Source organism: Pseudomonas sp. Tof1 (assembly GCF_055390395.1).
Map to the genome: position 1 here is coordinate 5,236,656 of NZ_AP024344.1, position 24,358 is coordinate 5,261,013.

General features: G+C 64.5%; 20 protein-coding genes. 5 read left to right on the top strand and 15 right to left on the bottom strand.

The annotated features are described in order from the left end of the window. Positions 1–2 precede the first annotated feature (2 nt). The 5 genes from ACZ5KU_RS23440 to ACZ5KU_RS23460 are packed head-to-tail and all read right to left on the bottom strand — an operon-like array spanning position 3 to position 5,952. Positions 3–410 (bottom strand): InvB/SpaK family type III secretion system chaperone, encoded by a 408-nt coding sequence (locus ACZ5KU_RS23440; RefSeq protein ID WP_054063031.1) that lies wholly within the window; start codon positions 408–410, stop codon positions 3–5. A 12-nt stretch (positions 411–422) separates the two neighbouring features. Next, complete coding sequence (locus tag ACZ5KU_RS23445; RefSeq protein WP_464736353.1) at positions 423–2,477, bottom strand: EscV/YscV/HrcV family type III secretion system export apparatus protein; 2,055 nt, start codon at positions 2,475–2,477, stop codon at positions 423–425. Positions 2,478–2,483: 6 nt separating this feature from the next. Next, complete coding sequence (sctW, locus tag ACZ5KU_RS23450) at positions 2,484–3,596, bottom strand: type III secretion system gatekeeper subunit SctW (protein ID WP_464736354.1); 1,113 nt, start codon at positions 3,594–3,596, stop codon at positions 2,484–2,486. Then, positions 3,596–5,245: a type III secretion system outer membrane ring subunit SctC gene (gene sctC, locus ACZ5KU_RS23455; protein WP_301601398.1), complete on the bottom strand. Its 1,650-nt coding sequence runs from the start codon at positions 5,243–5,245 to the stop codon at positions 3,596–3,598. Before sctC ends, sctW begins: the two co-directional genes overlap by 1 nt. Next, positions 5,242–5,952 (bottom strand): helix-turn-helix domain-containing protein, encoded by a 711-nt coding sequence (locus tag ACZ5KU_RS23460; protein WP_241494355.1) that lies wholly within the window; start codon positions 5,950–5,952, stop codon positions 5,242–5,244. Before ACZ5KU_RS23460 ends, sctC begins: the two co-directional genes overlap by 4 nt. A gap of 259 nt (positions 5,953–6,211) precedes the next feature. On the opposite strand from ACZ5KU_RS23460, the gene ACZ5KU_RS23465 reads away from it, so the two are divergent. The 4 genes from ACZ5KU_RS23465 (at position 6,212) to ACZ5KU_RS23480 (ending at position 11,131) form a co-directional block, all read left to right on the top strand. Next, positions 6,212–7,423, top strand: coding sequence for a CmpA/NrtA family ABC transporter substrate-binding protein (locus ACZ5KU_RS23465; protein WP_464736355.1), 1,212 nt, complete (start codon positions 6,212–6,214; stop codon positions 7,421–7,423). A 14-nt stretch (positions 7,424–7,437) separates the two neighbouring features. After that, positions 7,438–8,013, top strand: coding sequence for an ANTAR domain-containing response regulator (locus ACZ5KU_RS23470; protein WP_054060589.1), 576 nt, complete (start codon positions 7,438–7,440; stop codon positions 8,011–8,013). 228 nt (positions 8,014–8,241) lie between these two features. Continuing rightward, on the top strand, positions 8,242–9,453 hold the full coding sequence (locus tag ACZ5KU_RS23475; protein WP_054063036.1) for a nitrate/nitrite transporter: 1,212 nt from the start codon (positions 8,242–8,244) through the stop codon (positions 9,451–9,453). 7 nt (positions 9,454–9,460) lie between these two features. Continuing rightward, positions 9,461–11,131, top strand: coding sequence for a protein kinase domain-containing protein (locus ACZ5KU_RS23480; protein ID WP_464736356.1), 1,671 nt, complete (start codon positions 9,461–9,463; stop codon positions 11,129–11,131). A gap of 62 nt (positions 11,132–11,193) precedes the next feature. Here the strand turns inward: ACZ5KU_RS23480 and ACZ5KU_RS23485 are convergent, their stop codons facing one another. The 8 genes from ACZ5KU_RS23485 to ppsA all read right to left on the bottom strand — a co-directional run bounded on the left by ACZ5KU_RS23485 (position 11,194) and on the right by ppsA (position 19,322). Next, positions 11,194–12,174 (bottom strand): OmpA family protein, encoded by a 981-nt coding sequence (locus tag ACZ5KU_RS23485; protein WP_054056761.1) that lies wholly within the window; start codon positions 12,172–12,174, stop codon positions 11,194–11,196. Between the two features lie 106 nt (positions 12,175–12,280). Then, positions 12,281–12,871, bottom strand: a complete 591-nt coding sequence (gene sigX, locus ACZ5KU_RS23490) for an RNA polymerase sigma factor SigX (RefSeq protein WP_026007354.1) — start codon at positions 12,869–12,871, stop codon at positions 12,281–12,283. 90 nt (positions 12,872–12,961) lie between these two features. Beyond that, positions 12,962–13,786: a mechanosensitive ion channel family protein gene (locus ACZ5KU_RS23495; RefSeq protein WP_026144854.1), complete on the bottom strand. Its 825-nt coding sequence runs from the start codon at positions 13,784–13,786 to the stop codon at positions 12,962–12,964. 2 nt (positions 13,787–13,788) lie between these two features. Then, positions 13,789–14,037 carry a hypothetical protein gene (locus ACZ5KU_RS23500; protein WP_017901896.1) on the bottom strand — a complete coding sequence of 83 codons (249 nt, stop codon included), beginning with the start codon at positions 14,035–14,037 and terminating at the stop codon, positions 13,789–13,791. Between the two features lie 64 nt (positions 14,038–14,101). Next, positions 14,102–15,097, bottom strand: coding sequence for a zinc transporter ZntB (locus tag ACZ5KU_RS23505; RefSeq protein ID WP_054056762.1), 996 nt, complete (start codon positions 15,095–15,097; stop codon positions 14,102–14,104). A 28-nt stretch (positions 15,098–15,125) separates the two neighbouring features. Further along, a complete protein-coding gene (gene rraA, locus ACZ5KU_RS23510) occupies positions 15,126–15,617 on the bottom strand; it encodes a ribonuclease E activity regulator RraA (protein WP_054063040.1) in 492 nt (163 codons plus the stop codon). A gap of 158 nt (positions 15,618–15,775) precedes the next feature. Then, on the bottom strand, positions 15,776–16,765 hold the full coding sequence (locus tag ACZ5KU_RS23515; RefSeq protein WP_464736357.1) for an alpha/beta fold hydrolase: 990 nt from the start codon (positions 16,763–16,765) through the stop codon (positions 15,776–15,778). A gap of 187 nt (positions 16,766–16,952) precedes the next feature. Then, positions 16,953–19,322, bottom strand: coding sequence for a phosphoenolpyruvate synthase (ppsA, locus tag ACZ5KU_RS23520; RefSeq protein WP_054056765.1), 2,370 nt, complete (start codon positions 19,320–19,322; stop codon positions 16,953–16,955). Positions 19,323–19,498: 176 nt separating this feature from the next. Here ppsA and ppsR point away from each other — a divergent pair, with 176 nt between their 5' ends. Beyond that, positions 19,499–20,317, top strand: coding sequence for a posphoenolpyruvate synthetase regulatory kinase/phosphorylase PpsR (gene ppsR, locus ACZ5KU_RS23525; RefSeq protein WP_010448956.1), 819 nt, complete (start codon positions 19,499–19,501; stop codon positions 20,315–20,317). 121 nt (positions 20,318–20,438) lie between these two features. Here ppsR and prpF read toward each other — a convergent pair whose 3' ends face one another. Together prpF and acnD are read right to left on the bottom strand one after the other, a co-directional pair. Further along, complete coding sequence (prpF, locus tag ACZ5KU_RS23530) at positions 20,439–21,629, bottom strand: 2-methylaconitate cis-trans isomerase PrpF (RefSeq protein WP_464736358.1); 1,191 nt, start codon at positions 21,627–21,629, stop codon at positions 20,439–20,441. 67 nt (positions 21,630–21,696) lie between these two features. Then, positions 21,697–24,291, bottom strand: coding sequence for a Fe/S-dependent 2-methylisocitrate dehydratase AcnD (acnD, locus tag ACZ5KU_RS23535; RefSeq protein ID WP_464736359.1), 2,595 nt, complete (start codon positions 24,289–24,291; stop codon positions 21,697–21,699). Positions 24,292–24,358: the final 67 nt, after the last annotated feature.

The following is a 24,358-nucleotide window of genomic DNA, read 5'->3' on the forward strand; positions in this document are numbered from 1 at the left end:
GCTCACTGGCGAATGATGCGGCATAGTTCCTCGGTGTCCTGCATGAACCCGTCGATCGCCTCGGCAAAGGACTGGTCGCTGGCCAGCGCCGGCTCGCCGAGCATCAGTCGCACCTCGAACTGCCCGTCGGCCTCGAACAGTTGCAATTGCCCGGTGCGGGCATCGGCGTTACCCCGCAACAGATAACGCAGCAGCGCTTCGGCACTGTAGGCGAAGGCCGCGGGGCTCATCTGCGCCAGCACGCTCCACAGCCAGACGTCGCCATCGATGACGTCGACGCGGATGTTGGGCTGCTCCTTCATTTCCAGTTCGATGGTGCTGTGGCCGTCGAAACTTCCCAGTTGCGCAGCGGTGCACCCGCTGTACAACAGAGCGGCCCGCAGGCGTTCGGCGATGTCCATGTTCTGCATGGGTACTTTCCTTCAGAGGGTTTTGATGACATTGACGGAGATGGTTTCGCTGATCTCGCCGAACGACATGACGTCCAGCTCGCGAAATCGTCCTTCGACCAGTTTCTTGACATAGCGCCGCACATCCACCGAGCAGAGCAGCACCAGGTCCTTCTGCGGCACGTGCAGGCCTTCCAGGCCCAGGCTCAGCCGATCGATCAGGTCCTCGGACTGCGCCGGCTCCAGGTTGAGAAAGCTGCCGCTGGAGGTCTGGCGGATGCCATGGCGCACCACGTCCTCGAACTCCGGCGACAGCAGCAGCACGCGCAGGTCGTTGCCATGGGCGAACTTGTTGCTGATGTAGCGCCCCAGGCCGCCACGCACGTGCTCGACCAGGGTGATGCTGTCCTTCTCCCGGGAGGCCCAATGGGCCAGGGATTCGAGAATCAGCTTGAGGTTGCGCACGGAGATCCGCTCGCCGACCAGGCGCTGGAGGATCTCGGCGATCTTCTGCACGGTGACGTGGCGATAGACCTCCTTGAGCAGGTCCGGGTAGCGTCCCTCCATTTCGTCGAGCAGCGCCTTGGTTTCCTGCACGCCGAAGAACTCGGTGATGTTGCGCGCCAGCAGGGTCACCAGGCAGCGGTAGCATTCGTCATGGGCGGCACGCAGCCGATAGCCCAGCTCCGTCGCGGTGGCCCTGCCCGAGGCGGCGATCCAGATGCTTTCCAGGTTGTTGCTGTCGCGCCCGCGCACAAGCGGCAGGCCCATGGCGGCCAGTTCCGGCGAATAGTCGAGGACCCGCCAGTGATCGAAATGAATGTCGAACTGGTCGGCGCGCACCTCGTTGATCAGCACCGCCACCTGGTGGTCGGGCAGCACTTCGGAGGCCCGTAGCTGCGGCAACGGGATCTTCAGGCCGTAGTCGACGAAGAACTGGCTGCGAAAGCGCTCGGCGAGCCTGGCCGCACGCAACTCGGCCAACCGCGCCGAGGGCACCAGCAGGATCAGCGCCACCGTCTCGGTAGCGATTTCATCGACGCTGTCCAGCAGCCCCAGTTCACCGTCAGCCGGCGCTTCGACCGGCGCCTGCGCTTCGCTCTGCCGGCTCTCGCCCGAGGCGACACGCGACTGGCGCCAGCGCAGGAACACCACCAGCGCCAGCACCGCGGCAATTACCACGAAGGTCGCCAGCGGAAAGCCCGGCAGCAGGCCGACGGCCACCGCCAGCAGGGCGGTGACGCCGACCACGAACGGGTTGGCGAACATCTGCGTGAGCATGTTGCGCCCCAGGTTGGCCTCGTCACCGTTGACCCGGGTGACGATGAAGCCGGCGCCGATAGCGATCAGCAGCGCCGGGATCTGCGCCACCAGGCCGTCGCCGATGGTCAGCAGGGTGTAGATCGACAACGCCGCGCCGAAGTCCATCCCCTGTTGGCCGACGCCGATGGCGATGCCGCCGAGAAAGTTGACGAAGATGATGATGATCCCGGCAATCGCGTCGCCCTTGATGAACTTCATCGCCCCGTCGAAGGAGCCGTAGAGCTGGCTCTCGCGCTCCAGCACGTTGCGCTTGTCTCGCGCCTGGTCGGCGTCGATGGCGCCGGCCTTGAGGTCGCCGTCAATGCTCATCTGCTTGCCCGGCATGCCGTCCAGGGAAAACCGCGCCGCCACCTCGGCCACCCGCTCCGAACCCTTGGTGATGACGATGAACTGCACGACAGTGACGATCGCGAAGATCACGAAGCCCACCACCAGGTTGTCGCCGATCACGAACTCGCCGAACGAGGCGATGATCTCGCCGGCATCCGCCTGGGTCAGGATCAGCCGGCTGGTGCTGATCGACAGCGCCAGGCGGAACAGCGTGGTCAGCAGCAACAGGGCCGGAAAGGTGGAGAAGCCTAGGATTCGTTCGATGTAGAACGAGCCCATGAAGATCAGCAGGGAAATGACGATGTTCAGGCCGATCAGGAAGTCCACCAGCGGCGTCGGCAGGGGAATGATCAGCATCGCGATGATCATCACCATCAGCGACAGGATCAGCAGTTCGGGGCGGGCCGAAAGCGCGCGCAGGAATCGATCGGGCATGGCCGGCTAGTTTCCAGTCTCGTCGAAAGGCCGGACGCCACGCCGCCGTTCGACCTGCTCATGGCCCAGGACGACATCGGCCAGGGCCAGGAACTGCTCGGCCAGTCGTGCCAGGGCGTCCTCGTCGGCGAACAGCTCGTGGGGCAGTCGCAGACAGGCCCGCCGCAGCACCTGCAGCAATGCCGAGCGCTCCCGGTACAGCGTCAGCAACACCCGTTCACCGAGCACCCCCGACAACAGTTGGTCGAGTTCGCCGGGGTGCCTGAGCACGCCGAAGAAAAACACCAGCCAGTCGGCCTCCTCGTCATTGCAGCGACACACCCGTTCGTCGCCCAGCACGCTGGCGACAAACATGGCATCGGCCGAACGCAGGCGTTTCAGGTCGGTGAGCCGGGCCAGCAGGGGACCGAACTCCTGACGCGAGCAACTGGGGTCCTGGGCGGCGATGTCCGTCAGCAGGGCCGCCTCGATGAAAGCCAGTACCGTGGCCCGCCGCCCGGCGCCGAACAGGGCCACCCAGTCCTCGTAGCAGGTGACCGCGCCGGCTTCGCTCTCCAGGTAGTCCCGGTAGGCTTCACGCAACAGTCCCGCGCGCAGTTCCATCACCCGGCCAAACAAACGGGCTTTCAGGGCGCTGTTGATGCCGGCCTTGAGCCGCCGGGGCGAGGCCTGGGCCACCACCGTTTCGAGCAGCTGTTCCAGGCGCTGGCGCGTCGCGGCCTGCAGCCTGCTGCGGCGCAGCAGTTCGCGCAGCACCAGCACCAGGTCGCTGTCATCGGGAAACAACCCGCGGGCCGCCTGCAACAGCCACTCGACCGGCTTGTCCGTGGCCTTGGCCAGGGCCAGTACCTGCCGGGCCTTGGGCTGCACATCTTCGTCGAGAACCGCCTCGAAACTGTCCGGCCGGCTTTCGGCCTTGAGTTCGAAATGTCGGCGCTGGCGAAAGCCGGCCAGGGCCGCCGACATGTCGTCGCTCTTCTCGATGAAGCGCTGCAACAGTGCCACCGGATCCGCCTCCGCATCGCTCGGTTCGGCATCGGGTTGGGCCTGGGCATCCTGCCGGGCGGCATCGAGGCGGGCGAGCAGGGCCCGGCTCGAAACGGAATGGATCGAGACCATCAGCCGTCCACCGCCCGCATGAAGGCCCGGCGCACCATTTCCTGCTGTTCGACGCTCATCAGGCCCTTGCCCAGGTCCTGGGTGCTGGCCTGCAAGGCGCCGAGAATTTCCCGGGGCTGGATCAGGAACACCCGGGCGGTGTTCGCCGAACTGTCGACCCGGTAACGGAACAGCCCGCCAATCAGCGGGATCGAACCGAGCAACGGAATACGGGCGACCTGTTCGCGGTAATCGTCACGGGTGAAACCACCGACCAGCAGGCTCTTGCCCTGGGGCACCCGGGCAACCGTATTGATCCGGGTGCGCCCGACCACCGGCAACGCGCCAGCGTCGCCCGCGCTGCGCTCGACCTCGCTACCGTCCTCGATGTTCAGCGACATCTCGATTTCATCGGCGATGGCAAAGCGCGGCAGCACGCTGACCAGGGTCCCGTAGGTCACGCTCTGCAGATCGACACTGCGTTCGCCGAGCAGTTGGGTATAGAAGGTGCGGTTGTTGTCGAACAGCGCCGGTACGTTCTCCTGGGTCAGGATCACCGGCCGCGCCACCACATTGGCGCGGTTCTTCCGGGCCAGGGCCAGGATCCGGGCCATGAAGGAAACGCCATCCAGGGTGGTCACAGAACCGGCATTGAGCGACACCTGCAGTTGCGAGCCGACCTTGATCCCGCCTTGCCAGTTCACGCCGAGCTGGTTCAGTTCGTCCTGGTTCAGGTCGATGATCCACAGCGACAGCTCGACATGGCGCTTGGGTACATCCAGCGCCGCCACCAGGTTCTCGATGAAGCGCACCTGCTCGGGCAGCCCCTTGACCAGCAGGCTGTTGGTATCCGGGTAAGCCACCACCCGGATATTGCCGGCGGCGGCCTCCCGCGCCAGCACCCGGGGTGCGGTGGGGTCCTCCGGGGAAATCGGCGTCGCCAGCCCTTCCAGGGGAAACTGCGGCATGCGCAACGGGCTGCCGCCCACGGTCTTGACTTCGACCTGGGGCTCGACGCCGCCCGGCTCGCCCTTGAGCAGGCTCTCGATCACCGTGGCCATGCCGGGAATCGACACCTTGCGGTCGCGCTGTTCGTACTCGCGATCGCCGACGAAGGTATTGAGCAGATGGATCACGCCGATCCGCTGCTGGCCGAGCAGCAGTTCCGAAGGCCGGTTGTCCATCAGTTGCGCCGCCTGCATGACCAGGTCGACATAGATCGGCGGGCCGGACACATAGAAGGTCCGGCGCCCGTCGTTGCGCAACGGATAGCGCGCATCCTCGAGGCCCGACTGGCGCAGGAACTGCTTGAGGGTATCGACGCTGATCACTCGCAGCGCCACCACCGAGCTTTTCACCTCGGCGGCGTCATACAGGTAGATGGCCTGGCCGTCGCTGTACCAGATCAGCCCCAGTTGGGCGACGATGCGGTCGAAGGTCTGGCGGGCCGAGTGCAGCGGGAATTCGCCACTGATGCGCTTGCCGGCGGCCGCCTTGCTGACGATGATCGGTTTGCCCAACGGCGCCGACAGCGCGGAAAAAAAACTGCGCAGGCCCTCTTCGCGGGCCACGTAGTCGCCACTCCCGGCGGGCGCGGCACTGACGCTCCAGCACAGCGGGCAGAACAGCAGCCAGGCACCGAGCCAGCGTCGCAACGTCCGCGCTGTCAATCCGGTTGCTCCACGAGATCGAGCAGCCGGCTCGGTGCGACGCCGAGCAGTTCGCGCACTTCCTTGGAGAAATGCGACGAGGAGGCATAACCGTATTCCAGTGCGACGTCGGTCAGCGAGCCACCGCCGCGGATCATCCGCAACAGCGCCTTGGCCGCGCGCCAGTCCCGCAGCTCCGGCTTGGCCGCGCCTCCCAGCGCCTGGTGGCACAGCCGCCGAAAATGCGAGACCGAAACCCCGTAGCGTCGGGCCAGGCCGATCAGTTTTTCGCTGGCGGTGCCCTGCTCCAGCAGGAACCGCACCAGCCAGTAGCTCGCGCTCTGGCGCAGCACGCTGGCGAATCGTCGATAGTCGGGATCGTCGCGCAGCGCCCGTTCGATGTACCAGCGCTCCAGGCACGCCCGGCTGCGGCTCACCGCCGGCGGCATGGGCAGGACCGCCCAGGGTTGTGCGCACGGACGGTCGCGCTCGACGGTCACGCCCATGTCGATGAACACCTGCAGTTTCATCAGGCAAGTGCCGGGCAACGCCGCACTGCACCAGTCTCCGGAGACGACCCGCAACGCATTGCGCCCGACCACCAGGCCCTGCCAGCCGGGCGGCAGGTAGCCCCCCACCATCGACTCGTCGCAAGCCAGGCATGCACCGGCGTCACCGGCCCGCACGAACGACACCCGTTGCGCGGAGACTCCTCCGGGACACGTCATCGCAAAGCGTTGATCAGCCTGCACCGTGTATTCCACCTGTCGTCGATCAGTCGCGGACGATGATGGCCCGATCCCCCTGCCAGATCATGATGAGAAGCTGATGGCCACCCGGCACGTCCGCGACAGTGGCATATGCCTTGCTACATCCCGACAAACCCTGGCCAACGGCGGCCGGGCTGCAAGGACAAAGACGTCGTAACCCGCCAGCGCCAGAGGCGTCGGCCGGGTGCGACGTTTTTTTTTGAAGAGTGAAACGCCGATGAACGAACTCCCCGCCTCCCCCCTCGCCTGGGTCAACGGCAGCGATGCGCCAGAGAAACCCAGCCTGGATCTCGGCTTCATGCCCCTGAGCGACTGTGCCTCGCTGGTGGTCGCCGCCACCCAGGGCTTTGCCCAGCCATACGGCCTGACCCTGAATCTCAGGCGCCAGCCGTCCTGGGCCAGTCTGCGCGACAAGCTGGTCAGCGGCGAACTGGACGCCGCCCACAGCCTCTACGGATTGATCTACGCCGTGCACCTGGGCATCGGCGGCAGCCCGGCCACCGATATGGCGGTGCTGATGGGCCTGAACCAGAACGGCCAGAGCATCAACCTCTCCCCGGCCCTGCAGAAGGCCGGCGTGACCAGCCCTGAAGCACTGGGCCGACACGCGCACCAGAATGGCGCAAGGCTGACCTTTGCCCAGACGTTTCCCACCGGCACCCACGCCATGTGGCTGTATTACTGGCTGGCCAGCCAGGGCATACACCCACTCAGGGACGTCAACAGCGTGGTGGTGCCGCCGCCCCAGATGATCACGCACCTGCGCGCCGGACGGATCGACGGTTTCTGCGTCGGCGAGCCCTGGAGCGACAGCGCGGTCAGGCAGGGCCTGGGCTTCACCCTGGCCACCAGCCAGACGATCTGGCCCGATCACCCGGAGAAGGTGCTGGGCTGCACCCGGGCGTTCGTCGAGCAGTACCCCAATACCGCACGAGCCCTGATGATGGCGGTGCTCGAAGCCAGCCGGTTCATCGAGCAGAGCCCGGAAAACCGCCGCAGCACGGCGCAACTGCTCAGCGGCAGCGATTATCTCGATGCGCCGCTGGAGCATATCCAGCCACGCCTGCTCGGCGACTACGAGGACGGCCTCGGCCAACGCTGGCAGGATCCCCACGCCTTGCGTTTCCACGCAGCCGGCGCGGTGAACCTGCCCTATCTGTCGGACGGCATGTGGTTCATGACCCAGTTCCGCCGCTGGGGGCTGCTGCGCGAGGATCCCGACTACCTCGGCGTCGCCCGCCAGGTGCAGCAACTGGAACTGTATCGCCAGGCCGCCACCGCGCTGGGGATCGCGCACGGGCCTGAGGTGATGCGCAGCAGCCGCCTGATCGATGGCCAGATCTGGGACGGCAGCGACCCGGCCGGCTATGCCCGCAGTTTCCGGCTGCATGCCATGAGCGACGCGCCCGCCGCGTTCGCCCGTCACTGATCGGAGGCCTGAACATGCTGCGTATCCTGCTGATCAACGACACCGCGAAAAAGGTCGGACGCCTGCGGGCCGCCCTGGTCGAGGCCGGCTTCGAGGTCATCGACGAGTCGGGACTGACCATCGACCTGCCCGCGCGCGTGGAGAGCGTGCGCCCCGACGTGATCCTGATCGACACCGAATCCCCCAGCCGCGACGTACTGGAACAGGTGGTGCTGGTCAGCCGCGACCAGCCCCGGCCCATCGTGATGTTCACCGACGAACACGATCCGGGGGTGATGCGCCAGGCCATCAAGTCCGGCGTCAGTGCCTACATTGTCGAAGGTATCCAGGCCCAGCGCCTGCAGCCGATCCTCGACGTGGCCATGGCCCGTTTCGAGAGCGACCAGGCGTTGCGTGCCCAATTGCAGGCACGGGACCAGCAGTTGGCCGAACGCAAGCGCATCGAACAGGCCAAGGGCCTGCTGATGAAGATGAAGGACTGCAAGGAAGAGGAGGCCTATACCCTGATGCGGCGCCAGGCCATGAGCCGCCAACAGAAACTGATCCAGGTCGCCGAGCAGATCATCGCCATGAGCGAACTGCTCGGCTGAGGCGCAGCCAGCCTGGCCCGCCTCTTGCTTATCCGAACCTGCAGGTAACCAACGGCGGTTGCCCCACTTTACGACAAAGACGTCGCCCACCCCTTTCGCGCCAGCGCAGCGGGTGGCGACGTCTTTTGCGTTTTGGTCCCGCAAATGGGGGCCAGTGGTGCAGCCGTGCAGGCGCATCACCGCCCCCTTGCGACAGCCCCCCTGAGACTCTTACCGCTGAGGTGCGTGATGAATGCAAGTTTCTGGAAGTCCGGCCATACCCCGACCCTGTTTTCGGCCTTTCTGTATTTCGACCTGAGTTTCATGGTCTGGTACCTGCTCGGCCCCCTCGCGGTGCAGATCGCCGCCGACCTGCACCTGACCACCCAGCAGCGCGGGCTGGTGGTGGCCACGCCGATCCTGGCCGGCGCGGTCCTGCGCTTCCTGATGGGCATGCTGGCCGACCGGCTGTCGCCCAAGACCGCCGGGATCATCGGCCAGGTCTGTGTGATCGTCGCGCTGCTGGGCGCCTGGCAACTGGGTATCCACAGTTATGAACAGGCGCTGCTGCTGGGGCTGTGCCTCGGCATGGCCGGTGCCTCGTTCGCCGTCGCCCTGCCCCTGGCCTCGCAGTGGTACCCGCCACAGCACCAGGGCAAGGCCATGGGCATCGCCGGCGCCGGCAACTCCGGCACGGTGTTCGCCGCACTGATCGCACCGCTGCTCGCGGCCTCCTTCGGTTGGAACAACGTGTTCGGTTTCGCCCTGATTCCGCTGCTCGCCACCCTGCTGCTGTTCACCCTGCTGGCCCGCAACGCCCCACAACGGCCCAAGGCCAAGTCCATGGGCGACTACATGAAAGCCTTGGGCGACCGCGACAGTTGGTGGTTCATGTTCTTCTACAGCGTGACCTTCGGCGGCTTCATCGGCCTGGCCAGCGCACTGCCCGGCTATTTCAACGACCAGTACGCCCTGAGCCCGGTGACCGCCGGCTACTACACCGCCGCCTGCGTGTTCGGCGGCAGCCTGATGCGTCCGCTGGGCGGTGCCCTGGCCGATCGTTTCGGCGGCATCCGTACGCTGCTCGGCATGTACGCCGTGGCCGCCACCTGCATCGCCGCCGTCGGTTTCAACCTGCCCGATTCCCATGCCGCCCTGGGGCTGTTCGTCCTGGCGATGCTCGGCCTCGGGGCCGGCAACGGCGCGGTATTCCAGCTGGTCCCCCAACGCTTCCGCCTGGAAATCGGCGTGATGACCGGGCTGATCGGCATGGCCGGCGGCATCGGCGGCTTCGCCCTGGCGGCCGGCATGGGCGCCATCAAGCAGAGCACCGGCAGCTACCAGTTGGCCTTGTGGCTGTTCGCCAGCCTGGGGGTGCTCGCCTGGTTCGGCCTGCACGGAGTCAAGCGGCGCTGGCGCACCACCTGGGGCTCGGCGGCCGTGACCGCGGCCAGGGTCTGAGCGGCCGATGGCTCTGCAACTGAGCTTTGCCCAGGCCAGCGCCACCGGCCCCCGCACGGAGAACCAGGACGCCGTGCGCCTGGTCACGCCGGCACCGGAGCTGGCGGCGAGCAAGGGTTATCTGTTCGCCATCGCCGACGGGGTCAGCCAGTGCGCCGACGGCGCGCTGGCGGCGCAGGCGACCCTGCAGGCGCTGGCACTCGACTATTACGCCACGCCGGCGACCTGGGGCGTGGCCCAGGCGCTGGACCGCCTGCTGCTGGCGCAGAATCGCTGGCTGCAGGCCAATGGCGGCGGACAACCGCTGCTCACCACCCTGAGCGCCGTGGTCTTGCGCGGACGGCGCTTCACCCTGGCCCATGTCGGCGATTGCCGGGTCTATCGCTGGCATGACGACCAGTTGCAGCGGATCAGCCAGGATCATGTCTGGGAACAACCGGACATGCAGCACGTACTCAAGCGCGCCCTGGGCCTGGACCAGCACCTGGTGGTCGACTATCTCGATGGCGAACTGCGCCAGGGCGAAAGTTTCGTCCTGCTCAGCGACGGCGTCTGGGCCACCCTCGGCGATGGGGCGATTGCCACTATCCTGCGTGAACAGCCCGAGCCGAATGATGCGGTGAAGACCCTGGTCAATGCCGCACACCTGGCCGGCAGCCAGGATAACGCCAGTGCGCTGCTGGTGAGGGTCGAGCAACCGGGGGAAAACAGTCTCGGTGACACGCTGATCCAGTTGCAGCAATGGCCGTTGCCGCCGCTGCTCAAGCCCGGCCAGTTCTTCGAGGGGTGGCAGGTCGACAGCCTGCTGGCGCAGAGCCGGCAATCGCTGCTCTACCGGGTGCGGGATGCCCAACAACAGCCCTGGTTGCTCAAGACCCTGCCCGCGAGCCGTCACGCCGAGCCCGACGCCGGCCAGGGGCTGCTGCTGGAGGAGTGGTTTCTGCGCCGGGTGGCCGGGCGCTGCTTTCCCGAAGTGCACCCTGCCCCGCAACGCCAGCACCTGTATTACCTGATGCGCGAATATCCGGGCCAGACCCTCGCCGAACGGTTCCGGCAGGTCGGGCCGCTGCCGCTGGCGCAATGGCAGGAGCTGGCCAGGCGCACCCTGCAGGCGGTCGGCATGCTCCATCGGCGCAACATCCTGCACCGCGACATCAAGCCGCAGAACCTGCACCTGGGCAGCGATGGCGAGTTGCGCCTGCTGGATTTCGGCCTGGCCTATTGTCCCGGGCTGAGCGAAGCACCTGGCCCGGAACTGCCGGGCACCCCCGGCTACATCGCACCGGAAGCCTTCGACGGGCAGCCGCCGGACGTCCGCCAGGACCTCTACAGTGTCGGCGTCAGCCTGTTTCATCTACTGACCGGGCATTACCCCCATGGCGAGCTCGAAGCCTTCCAGCGCCCGCGCTTCGGTACGCCGGTCAGTGCCGCACGTTATCGCCCGGATCTTCCCGAATGGCTGGCCCACAGCCTGAATCGGGCGATCGCGGTGGATCCCTCGGAACGCTACGAGACGGCCGAGCAGTGGCTGCTGGAGTTGGAAAAAGGTGAGCGCAATGTGCTGGTCGTGCGCCCGCGACCACTACTGGAGCGCGAGCCGCTGAAAGTCTGGCGCACGGTGGCGCTGCTGTCGTTGCTGGCCAACCTGGCCCTGCTGCTCTGGATGCTGAAACCCTGAGCACTGAATCGCAGGCAAAGAAAAGCCCGGCCTGAGCCGGGCTTTTCACAACACCAGGCTAATTACTTAGCTTGGGCTTCAACGGAAGCTTCTACGCGACGGTTGATCGCACGGCCAGCTTCGGTGGCGTTGTCAGCCACTGGACGGGTCTTACCGTAGCCAACCGACTGAACGCGGCTAGGAGCGATACCGTCCTTGACCAGGATCTGCTTCACAGCGTCAGCACGACGCTGGGACAGCTTCTGGTTGTAGGCGTCAGTACCGATGCTGTCGGTGTGACCAGCCACCACGGTAGTGGTTTGTGGGTACTGCTTCATGAAGTCAGCCAGGTTCTGCACGTCGCCGTAGCTGTTTGGCTTGACCACTGCCTTGTTGAAGTCGAACTTCACGTCCAGCTCAACTTTGACCACTTCAGCGACTGGAGCTTCAGGAGCCGGAGCTGGCTCTTGAGCAACTGGAGCTGGAGCAGGTGCAGGAGCGACCTTGCCGCCGCTGCCACCGAAGTTCACGCCCAGGCCTACCAGAGCAGCGTAGTCCCACTTGCCGTTGTCCAGCTTGTAGTCGGCTTCAACGCCGGCACGAGCGTACAGGTTGTCGGTGATGTACCACTTGGCGCCAGCGCCGGTGGTCAGGAAAGTCGACTGGTCACGACCGGTGTGGCCGTCAGCAGCAACGTTGGTCAGGCTGCCGTGGGCAACGCCGCCTTCAACGTATGGACGGATTGCATCGCCAACGGTACCGAAGTGGTACTGACCTTTCAGGCCGAACTTGTCACCGCCCAGCTTCTGGTTGCCGGTGCCGTCGTTCGAACGGGTGTGGTTGGTCTTGTCGTAGGTCAGGTTGACCGATACGTCGTCGGTGATGAAGTAGCCCAGCGAAGCGCCTGGGTTGTAGCCGTCTTCGACGTGCTTGACGCTGTCGTTGTACTGCTTCTTGTAGAACAGCTCACCCTCGACTGCGCCTTGGCCTTGTGCCAGAGCGCCGAACGAAGTTGCGGCTACAAGTGTACCAACGGCAATGCCCAAGGTGTTTTTCAGTTTCATCCGTTAAATCCCCATCTGGTGATTGTGAATCAGTCCCCAAACCGGGGGACAACTCGGCGACAAGTCTAGCAGAACTTGCCTGAACGTAAGAGATATTTGCGTCCAACTAAGTTTCAGCAATGCCCGCAAATTTCTCACGCAATTTATCAAGCGCCCTCTTGTAGCGCATTTTCGTAGCACTCAGGCCCATGTGCATGATGTCGGCGATCTCCTGGAATTCCAGCTCTGCGACAAAACGTAGCACCAGGATTTCACGGTCGATCGGGTTCACATGCACCAGCCAGCGGTCCAGACCACCCTTTTCTTCGGGCGCCGGCGTCTTCTCCTCGGAGGCCTCCTCGAGCGGATCGAGACTCAGGGCATCCATCAGGCGACGCTTGCGCCGCTCCTTGCGGTACTGGGTAATGCATTCGTTGTACGTGATGCTATAGAGCCATGTCTTGAACTTCGATTTACCCTCAAAGTTCTTGAGGCCATACAAGACCTTCAACATCACTTCCTGACAGACATCATCCGCATCACGATCGTTCCCTAAATACCTTGAACAAACGCTGAACAAAGTTCGTTGATAGCGCCGCATCAACTCTTCGTAGGCGCGCGTCACGTGAAACAGCTCCGCATGCGAACGCGCCACCAGCTCCTCATCGGTGAGCTCGCGGGGGTCGTAACGCATCGATAGCGATTGGGTTTTATTCAAAACGAGTCTTGCCGACAGTCAGGTCAATGGCCGCCGCGGCCCCGGGCTGGAGGCTTTTTGCGGCGGCATACATTAGCAGGGTTTGCCGGTTTAGCGGCTACTCACATGCTGTTCCAGCAGGATCCGATTGGAGAGAGAGACTAGCTCACCCTCGTCGGTCAGCAATGTGGTCTTAACCGTGCCGATCTCTTCGATCTGCCCTTCGACCTCGCCAACTCGCACTTGTTGCCCAACCTGGTACAACTCGCGCACATAGATTCCCGCCAGGATCTGCCCGGCAATTTCCCGGCTCCCCAGGCCCAGGGCCAGCGCCACGGCCAGACCAACGGTAATGAGCACGATCACGATCACATGGTTCAGCAGGTCGGTCTTGACCTCCAGCTGACTGATCGCCACCGAAATACTGATGATCACCACCAGGCCCTGGGCCACGCGCCCCAGGCCACTGGCATAATCCAGGCCGACGCCTTCGGCGGCGCCGCGCACCAGGCCGTTGACCAGTTGCGCCAGCAGCATGCCGACCAGCAGCACCAGCGCCGCACCGAACACCTTGGGCAGATACAGCGCCAGCATGTCGAGCGTCGCCGAAACCCGCTCCAGGCCCAGCGATTCCGCGGCGGAAACCAGGAAAATCAGCAGGATGAACCAATAGACGATCTTGCCGATCAGCGTCGAGATCGGCACCTGGATGCCCGCCCGGCCTAGCAGCTTGGTCAGGCCGGTACCGGCCATGAGGCGGTCCAGCCCCAGCTTGGCCAGCAGTTTGGACAACAGGGTATCGAGCAGCTTCGCCACGACGAAGCCCAGCAGTACGACCACCAGGGCGCCAAACAGGTTCGGGATGAAGTTCGCGACCTTCGTCCACAACGCTGTCATCGCCGTCACCAGACTCCGAGTCCAGAGATCAAGTTCCATATTCAATCAGCCTTATCCGCAGAGCGGGAACCAGGGGTACGACGAGAAACCGGCATCACATGGGCCGATCCATTGTTCAGGGCGATCATCAGCGCTTGCAGCCAGCGCCCCAGCAGACTGAAGAGATCGCCCGCGCCAACCTGGCGGTTGGCGGTTTTCAGCACACGGCCCAGGCACGCGTCGTCGTCACGAGGTGTGGACGGCGAGGCCTTGAGCATGTCACGCAGAGACTGTTCAAACGGATCGTGCATAAGCACCTCTCGGAATGTCTTGAAAAGACGCGATCGGATTTTTCCGGGTCACATGCAACATCCTTCAGAGCCAGCGCAAACGGCGAAACAGCCACCACTGCCCGAGCGCCACGGCGACGATCAGCAGGCAGGCGATGACAAAACCATAGGGGTCCTGGGAGCCGGGAATCCCGCCGACGTTGATCCCCAGGAGGCCGGTGAGAAAGCTCATCGGCAGGAAGATCCCGGTGATGATCCCGAAGCGGTACATGATCTTGTTCATGTGCTGGTTCAGGCGCCGGTCCTCGGCGTCAAGCAGCAGCCCCACGCGCTCGCGGGTCAGTTCGAGCTCCTCGAGATAGCGGGTCAGGCTGTTGTTCAATTCGTTCCAGTAGTCGGCATCGTCACTGGCGAACCAGGGCAGTTTGATCCGCGTCAACTGGCCGAAGATGTCCCGCTGTGGCGCCAGGAAGCGCTTCAGTCCGGCGGCCCGGCGACGGATCTGCACGACCGCCCCATGCTCCGGACAATACCGTTCGTCGGAATCTGCCTTTTCTTCCTCGGCATCGACCACTTCCGAGAGCTCGCCGATCAAATCCTGGACCTTCATCGTCAGGTGCTGGGCGATGTACAGGATGAGTTCGGAAGCGGTTTTCGGCCCCTGGCCCTCCTCCAGTTGCGCCAGCAACTCATCGGTTGCCCGCAATGGTCGCAGGCGCAGGGAAATCACCCGGCTGGCCGAGGCGAAAATGCGTGCCGAAACCATGTCCTCGGGCTCGGCGCCCGGATTGAGGTTGACCCCGCGCAGGAACAGCAGCAATTCGCTGTCCGGCAACGGCAACAGGCGCGGGCGGGTGTTCTCCTCCAGCAGCAGGTTGCAGCTGAATTCACTCAGCCCGCTGGAATGACGCAGCCAGGTCCGGGTTTGTGGATGGCTGCGATCCCAGTGCAGCCAAAGGCTTTCCTCCGGCTGCAACTGCAGGTCATCCAGCTCGGTCCGAGCAATCGAGCGCGCACCACCCTTACCATCGAGAACCAGGGCATGGACCAGCCCCCATTGCGCGTTGTCTTCCTCGAACATCCCTACCCCTGTGGTCTACTGCGAAAAGTCATTCAGGCATCTTCAGCGGGCTGGGCGAAACGATGATCCCGTTGTTGTCCGCGTAAACGTATTCGCCCGGCCGAAATGTGACGCCGGCAAAGGTCACCGGCACATTCAGGTCACCGATACCGCGCTTGTCGGTCTTCATCGGATGGCTGGCCAGGGCCTGCACGCCCAGGTCGGTCTGCGCGATCACATCGACGTCGCGGATGCAGCCATAGACCACCAGACCTTCCCAACCGTTCTTCGCCGCCTTCTCGGCCAGCATGTCCCCGAGCAGTGCGCGACGCAGCGAGCCCCCACCATCGACGACCAGAACCTTGCCGCGGCCATCGACCTCGACCTGTTCCTTGACCAGGGAGTTGTCCTCGAAACACTTGATGGTCACGATCTGACCCCCGAAGGAATCGCGACCACCGAAGTTGCTGAACATCGGCTCAAGCACCTGTACCTGATCCGGATAGGCATCGCACAGGTCGGGAGTGACGTAATGGTTCATGGACTAACTCCTGTAGGTGAGAGACCGCAATCGAGGCGCCAACCCTCCCCGGCACCTCTTCAAAGAAACGCTCTGCCCGGCCGATTGTTTAGACAATGACCAGAAATGCTCAATGCGTCATATGTTAGCCGCAACGCCCCTGAAGCGGAATGCCCTTGTCAGAGCGCTTGCTGAACCTCGCCTGACTGAGGCGCCATAAAAGCCTGCTGATCACGCAACCAGTCAGCCACCAAAGGCCATACCTCGGCCTGGGCCGGCTTGCTGACCAGCATCTCGACGTGGCCGAATTCCGAACTGAACCCGGCCTCCCGGCCCAGGCAGATGAAGCGCTTGAGGGGCGAGCCGATCTGCTCGAACAATTTGCGGCAGGCCCAGGCCGGGTCCTGCCGGTCGCCGTCGGCGCTCACCGCCAGTACCGGCACGTCGACCTCCACCAGGCCCTCCCACCAATTGCGCTCCTTGTCGCCGAAACGGCCGAACAGGCCGTACCAGCGCATGCTTTCCAGGGCCAGGCCGATCGGCTCGTCCTCCGGGCCGCGCTTGAGGCGCGAACCGGACAGGTGGGGAAAGCGCTTGAGCAGAAAACGCCCGCTCCACTCCACCGGTGGAATCTTCAGCGGCCAGTAGTTACGGCTGACCTGGCAACCGAACAATGCCGCCGAAGCCACCGCCGGCGCGCCCAGGTATTGGCCGCCGAGGGCCGCTGCCAGGGTCGTGCCGCCGAGGGAATGGCCGATCCAGTGGGGAACCTGGCCACTCTGTTCACGGACGAAGGCAGCGATCGCCGGCAGATCGTAGCGGGCGTAGTCGGCCACGCGATTGCGGCGATAGTCCTGGTTGCGCACGGAAAGACCATGGCCGCGCATCTCCGGCACCCAGACATCGAACCCGGCACGCGCCAGGTAGGCGCCCAGGCCAATGCCCTTGGGCGAGAACCAGAAGCGCCGGTTGGAGAAACTGCCATGCAGGAGAATGACCGGCACGCCACGGGCCTGCGGTTCGTCGGCCAGGCCCAGGCGGGTCACCGCCAGCTCGACCGAGGCATCGGGGCTGTTGCCCGGTTTCAAACGATAGACGTCTTCGCTCAGATCGCCACGACGCTCGGCGCTGAGCAAAGCCACCGGAAAAAGATCACTGCTGCTTTGCATAAGGCTCTTGCACAAAAAAGGGCGATGCCGGCATGGCTTCGCCCCATGTAATACCCAGACCGACCTATCTCGCGTGCCCCTGTGGGATACACTATTGCTGTGGGACGCGCCGCTCCTGTGGATACACCGCCCCTGCTCCTACAGGTGGCGCGCCCCACAGGGGGGCGGCGCGAGATCGGCTGGCGATTTACGCCTGGCCTTCAGCCAGGAAGAACCAGGTTTCCAGCACGGTATCCGGGTTCAGGGACACGCTTTCGATGCCCTGTTCCATCAGCCAGCGCGCCAGGTCCGGGTGGTCGGACGGGCCCTGGCCGCAGATGCCGATGTACTTGCCGGCCTTGTTGCAGGCCTGGATGGCATTGGACAGCAGCTTCTTCACCGCCGGGTTACGCTCGTCGAACAGGTGCGCGATGATCCCGGAGTCACGGTCCAGGCCCAGGGTGAGCTGGGTCAGGTCGTTGGAGCCGATCGAGAAGCCGTCGAAGTGCTCGAGGAACTCGTCGGCCAGGATCGCGTTGGACGGCAGTTCGCACATCATGATCACCCGCAGGCCGTTCTCGCCGCGGGCCAGGCCGTTGGCCGCCAGCAGTTCGACCACCTGGCTGGCTTCGCCCAGGGTACGGACGAACGGCACCATGATCTCGACGTTGGTCAGGCCCATCTCGTTTCGCACACGCTTGAGCGCACGGCACTCGAGTTCGAAGCAGTCACGGAACGAGTCGCTGATGTAGCGTGAGGCACCACGGAAGCCCAGCATCGGGTTTTCTTCTTCCGGCTCGTAGAGCTTGCCGCCGATCAGGTTGGCGTATTCGTTGGACTTGAAGTCCGACAGGCGCACGATGACCTTCTTCGGCCAGAACGCCGCCGCCAGGGTACTGATGCCCTCGACCAGCTTCTCGACATAGAAGCCGACCGGATCGTCGTAGCCGGCGATGCGCTTGTCGACGCTGTCCTTGATCTCCGACGGCAGGCCGGCGTAGTTGAGCAGCGCCTTGGGGTGCACGCCGATCATGCGGTTGATGATGAACTCCAGGCGGGCCAGGCCCACACCGGCGTTCGGCAGTTGCGCGAAGTCGAAGGCGCGGTCCGGGTTGCCGACGTTCATCATGATCTTGAACGGCAGTTCCGGCATGGCGTCGACGGAGTTCTTCTTGATGTCGAAGCCCAGTTCGCCTTCGAAGATGTAGCCGGTGTCGCCTTCGGCGCAGGAAACGGTCACGCCCTGGCCGTCCTTGAGCAGTTCGGTGGCGTTGCCGCAACCGACCACTGCCGGAATCCCCAGCTCACGGGCGATGATCGCCGCGTGGCAGGTACGGCCGCCGCGGTTGGTGACGATGGCGCTGGCGCGCTTCATCACCGGCTCCCAGTCCGGGTCGGTCATGTCGGAGACCAGCACGTCGCCGACCTGGACCTTGTCCATCTCGGTCACGTCGCGAATGATGCGGACCTTGCCGGCACCGATGCGCTGGCCGATGGCACGGCCCTCGACCAGTACGGTGCCCTTTTCCTTGAGCAGGTAGCGCTCCATGACGTTGGCGCTGGCACGGCTCTTCACGGTTTCAGGGCGGGCCTGCACGATGTACAGCTTGCCGTCGTCACCGTCCTTGGCCCATTCGATGTCCATCGGGCACTGGTAGTGCTTCTCGATGATCATCGCCTGCTTGGCCAGTTCGCTGACCTCCGCGTCGCTCAGGCAGAAACGCGCGCGATCGGCCTTGTCGACCTCGACGGTCTTGACCGAACGACCGGCCTTGGCCTCGTCGCCGTAGATCATCTTGATCGCCTTGCTGCCCAGGTTGCGGCGCAGGATCGCCGGGCGACCGGCAGCCAGGGTACTCTTGTGGACATAGAATTCGTCCGGGTTCACCGCGCCCTGCACGACGGTTTCACCCAGGCCGTAGGCGCCGGTGATGAACACCACGTCACGGAAGCCCGACTCGGTGTCGAGGGTGAACATCACGCCGGCGGTGCCGGTTTCCGAACGGACCATGCGCTGCACGCCAGCCGACAGGGCCACCAGCTTGTGGTCGAAGCCCTGGTGCACGCGATAGGAAATGGCGCGGTCGTTGAACAGCGAGGCGAAGACTTCCTTGGCCGCGCGGATGACGTTGTCCACGCCACGGATGTTCAGGAAGGTTTCCTGCTGGCCGGCGAAGGAAGCGTCCGGCAGGTCTTCGGCGGTCGCCGAGGAGCGCACGGCCACGGCCATGTCCGGGTTGCCCGCCGACAGGGTGGCGAAGGCGGCGCGGATTTCGCTGTTGAGGCGCTCGGGGAACTCCGCTTCCATGATCCACTGGCGGATCTGGGCGCCGGTTTTGGCCAGCGCATTGACGTCATCGACATCCAGCGCGTCGAGCGCGGCGTGGATGCGGTCGTTCAGGCCACTCTGTTCGAGAAAATCGCGATACGCCTGAGCCGTAGTGGCAAAGCCGCCGGGAACCGATACACCGGCGCCCGCGAGGTTACTGATCATCTCGCCAAGGGATGCGTTCTTGCCCCCTACGTGCTCCACATCATGGACGCCGAGCTTATCGAGGGAAACTACGTACTCTACCAAGGTGATCTCTCCACTGACTGTGTTGGATGAAGCTCAGGGCGGGCCAAATTCAATGGCTGGTCGATCCGCTCTGTGGCCTGGACCTGGAAAATAAGTGAAAATGCCAGCCATTCCAGGCCGGCAAATCCTGCCTATCATATCCAAGAATCGTCATCAGCTTAAGGCCCAAGGTGCAAATGAAACGATCTGCTTTCTTTATCTCCGATGGCACCGGCATCACCGCCGAAACCCTGGGTCAAAGCCTGTTGGCGCAGTTCGAGAACATTACCTTCGCCAAATCCACGCAACCGTACATCGACAGCGTGGACAAGGCCCGGGCCATGGTCCAGAAGATCAACAGTGCCGCCGAGCGGGACGGTTTCCGCCCGATCATCTTCGACACCATCGTCAATCAGGACATTCGTGAGATTCTCGCCACGTCCAATGGTTTCATGATCGACATATTTTCCACCTTCCTCGCCCCGCTGGAGCAGGAGTTGAGCGAGCACTCCTCCTACTCCGTGGGCAAATCCCACTCCATTGGCGGCAACTCCAACTACATGGAACGGATCGAGGCGGTGAACTTCGCCCTCGACAACGACGATGGCGCCCGCACCCACTACTACGACAAGGCCGACCTGATCCTGGTCGGCGTGTCGCGCTGCGGCAAGACGCCGACATGCCTGTACATGGCGATGCAGTTCGGCATCCGGGCAGCCAACTACCCGCTGACCGAGGAAGACATGGAGCGCCTGCAACTGCCGACCGCCCTGCGTGCCCACCAGCACAAGCTGTTCGGCCTGACCATCGACCCCGACCGCCTGACCGCGATCCGCAACGAACGCAAGCCCAACAGCCGCTATTCGAGCTATGCCCAGTGCGAATTCGAGGTGCGCGAGGTGGAAAACCTGTTCCGCCGGGAAAACATTCCGCACATCAACTCCACGCATTTTTCCGTGGAGGAGATTTCGGCAAAGATCCTCGTGGAGAAAGGCGTGGAGCGGCGGTTCAAGTAGGGTTCCCGCAGGTCTGGTGGCAGGGTAAACCGCATTCGCGGGCAAGCCCGGCTCCTACAGACGCCGATCCCTGCAGGAGCCGGGCCTGCCCGCGAACAGGCTCCTACAGGGACCACCGGACTCAGAACGCGTCGCCCGGCACCCGCACCCAGCCCTCCATCAGCACCCGCGCGCTGCGGCTCATGATGGCCTTGACCACGGTCCACTCACCCTCGACCCGGGCCGCCTCGGCACCGACCCGCAAGGTCCCCGACGGGTGGCCGAAACGCACCGAACTGCGCTCGCCACCGCCCGCCGCCAGGTTCACCAGGGTGCCGGGAATCGCCGCCGCAGTACCGATGGCCACCGCTGCCGTGCCCATCATGGCGTGGTGCAGCTTGCCCATCGACAGCGCCCGCACCAGCAGGTCCAGATCGCTCGCCGCCACGGCCTTGCCGCTTGATGCGGTATAGCTGGCCGGCGGCGCGACGAAGGCGACTTTCGGCGTGTGCTGACGCTTGGCCGCCTCGTCAAGGCGCCCGATCAGCCCCATGCGCAGCGCACCATGGGCGCGAATGGTCTCGAACATCGCCAGGGCCTTGGGATCGCCGTTGATGTCGCCCTGCAGCTCGGTACCGGTGTAGCCGATATCCGCGGCATTGACGAAAATCGTCGGAATCCCGGCATTGATCAGGGTCGCCTTGAAAGTGCCGACACCCGGTACCTCCAGGTCATCCACCAGATTGCCGGTGGGAAACATCGAACCGCCGGCGCCCTCCTCCTCGGCGGCCGGGTCCATGAACTCCAACTGCACCTCGGCGGCCGGAAAGGTCACGCCATCGAGCTCGAAGTCGCCGGTTTCCTGCACCTGGCCGTCGGTGATCGGTACATGGGCGATGATGGTCTTGCCGATGTTCACCTGCCAGATCCGCACCACCGCCACGCCGTTGCGCGGAACCCGCTCGGCACCCACCAGGCCGGCACTGATGGCGAACGAGCCGACCGCCGCCGACAGGTTGCCGCAGTTGCCGCTCCAGTCGATGAACGGTTTGTCGATCGACACCTGGCCGAACAGGTAGTCGACGTCGTGGTCGGCCTTGATGCTGCGTGACAGGATCACCGTCTTGCTGGTGCTGGAGGTCGCCCCCCCCATGCCGTCGATCTGTTTTTCATAGGGATCGGGGCTGCCGATGACCCGCAGCAACAGCGCATCACGCGCCGCACCGGGCAACTGCGCCGCCTCGGGCAGGTCGTTGAGGTTGAAGAACACTCCCTTGCTGGTGCCGCCACGCATGTAGGTGGCGGGGATCCTGATTTGTGCTGCGTGGGTCATGAAGCCTCCTGCGGGGCCTGCACACCTGGGTTGCGCGGCAGGACCGGAATGGGTTCGCACTCTTCTGTCAGCTTGCGCTCGCCGACTGGAGGAAGTCCTGGGCAAAACGCTGCAACACGCCGCCCGCCTCGTAGATCGACACCTCCTCGGCGGTATCCAGGCGGCAGGTCACCGGCACTTCGACCCGCTCACCGTCCTTGCGCCGGATGACCAGGGTCAGCGTCGCCCGTGGCGTCCGCTCGCCGACCACGTCGAAGGTCTCGGTGCCGTCGATACCGAGGGTCTTGCGATCGGTGCCCGGCTTGAACTCCAGCGGCAACACGCCCATGCCCACCAGGTTGGTGCGGTGGATGCGCTCGAAGCCTTCGGCGACGATCGCCTCGACCCCGGCCAGCCGCACGCCCTTGGCCGCCCAGTCACGGGACGAGCCCTGGCCGTAGTCGGCACCGGCGATGATGATCAGCGGCTGCTTGCGCTCCATGTAGGTCTCGATGGCCTCCCACATGCGCATGACCTTGCCTTCCGGCTCGACCCGCGCCAGGGAACCCTGCCTGACCTTGCCGTTCTCCTGGACCATTTCGTTGAACAGTTTCGGGTTGGCGAAGGTGGCGCGCTGGGCGGTGAGGTGGTCGCCGCGGTGGGTCGCGTAGGAGTTGAAGTCTTCCTCCGGCAGGCCCATTTTCGCCAGGTACTCGCCGGCCGCGCTGTCCAGCAGGATGGCGTTGGACGGCGACAGGTGATCGGTGGTGATGTTGTCCGGCAGCACCGCCAGCGGGCGCATGCCCTTGAGCGGCCGGGCCCCGGCCAGGGCGCCTTCCCAGTACGGCGGACGACGGATGTAGGTGCTCATCGGCCGCCAGTCATAGAGCGGCTCGACCTTCGGACCGTTGTCCTCGTGAATGGCGAACATCGGCGTATAGACCTTGCGGAACTGCTCGGGCTTGACCGACGCCTTGACCATCGCATCGATTTCCTCATCGCTCGGCCAGATGTCCTTGAGGCGGATTTCCCTGCCCTCGGCATCCCGGCCCAGCACGTCCTTCTCGATGTCGAAGCGGATGGTACCGGCGATCGCGTAGGCCACCACCAGCGGCGGCGACGCCAGGAACGCCTGCTTGGCGTACGGGTGGATGCGCCCGTCGAAGTTGCGGTTACCCGAGAGCACGGCCGTGGCATAGAGGTCACGGTCGATGATTTCCTGCTGGATCGCCGGGTCCAGCGCACCGGACATGCCGTTGCAGGTGGTGCAGGCGAAGGCCACCACGCCAAAGCCCAATTGCTCCAGCTCCCGGGTCAACCCGGCCTCATCCAGGTACAGCGCCACCGCCCGGGAGCCCGGCGCCAGCGACGACTTGACCCACGGCTTGCGGGTCAGGCCCAGCCGGTTGGCGTTGCGCGCCAGCAGGCCGGCGGCGATGACGTTGCGCGGGTTGCTGGTATTGGTGCAACTGGTGATGGCGGCGATGATCACCGCGCCGTCGGGCATCTGCCCCGGCACTTCGCTCCACTGCCCGGCGATGCCCCTGGCCGCCAGGTCGCTGGTGGCGACCCGGGCGTGGGGGTTGCTGGGCCCGGCCATGTTGCGCACCACCGACGACAGGTCGAACTGCAGGCCACGCTCGTACTGCGCGCCCTTGAGGCTGTCGGCCCACAGGCCGCTCTCGCGGGCGTAGGTCTCGACCAGTTGCACCTGCGCGTCTTCACGGCCGGTAAGTTTCAGGTAATCGATGGTCTGCTGGTCGATGTAGAACATCGCCGCCGTGGCGCCGTACTCCGGGGCCATGTTGGAAATGGTCGCGCGGTCGCCCAGGGTCAGCGCACTGGCGCCTTCGCCGAAGAACTCCAGATAGGCCCCGACCACCTTCTGCTTGCGCAGGAACTCGGTCAGCGCCAGCACCATGTCGGTGGCGGTGATACCCGGCTGCAGCTTGCCGGTCAGTTCGACGCCGACGATCTCCGGCAGGCGCATCCAGGAGGCCCGCCCGAGCATCACGCTCTCGGCCTCCAGGCCACCGACACCAATGGCAATGACGCCCAGCGCATCCACATGCGGGGTGTGACTGTCGGTGCCGACGCAGGTATCGGGAAAGGCCACGCCGTCACGGGCCTGGATCACCGGGGACATCTTCTCCAGGTTGATCTGGTGCATGATGCCGTTGCCCGGCGGAATCACATCGACGTTCTTGAAGGCCTTTTTGGTCCAGTCGATGAAATGGAAACGGTCCTCGTTGCGACGGTCCTCGATCGCACGGTTCTTGGCGAACGCATCCGGATCGAAGCCGCCGCACTCCACCGCCAGCGAGTGGTCGACGATCAGTTGGGTCGGCACCACCGGGTTGACCTGGGCCGGATCGCCGCCCTGGGAGGCGATGGCATCGCGCAGGCCGGCCAGGTCCACCAGGGCGGTCTGGCCGAGAATGTCGTGACAGACCACCCGGGCCGGAAACCAGGGGAAGTCCAGGTCGCGCTTGCGCTCGATCAGTTGTTTGAGGGAGTCGGTCAGCGTCGCCGGCTCGCAGCGGCGCACCAGGTTCTCGGCCAGGACCCGGGAGGTGTAGGGCAACGTGGCGTAGGCCCCGGGCTGAATCGCATCGACCGCCGCACGGGCATCGAAGAAGTCCAGGTGACTGCCGGGCAGCGGTTTGCGGTATTGGGTATTCATGGTCTGGGACTCGATCACGGTTAAGTCAAAGGCACACACGGCTTGTCGACCCTGCCTCTTTAGGAGC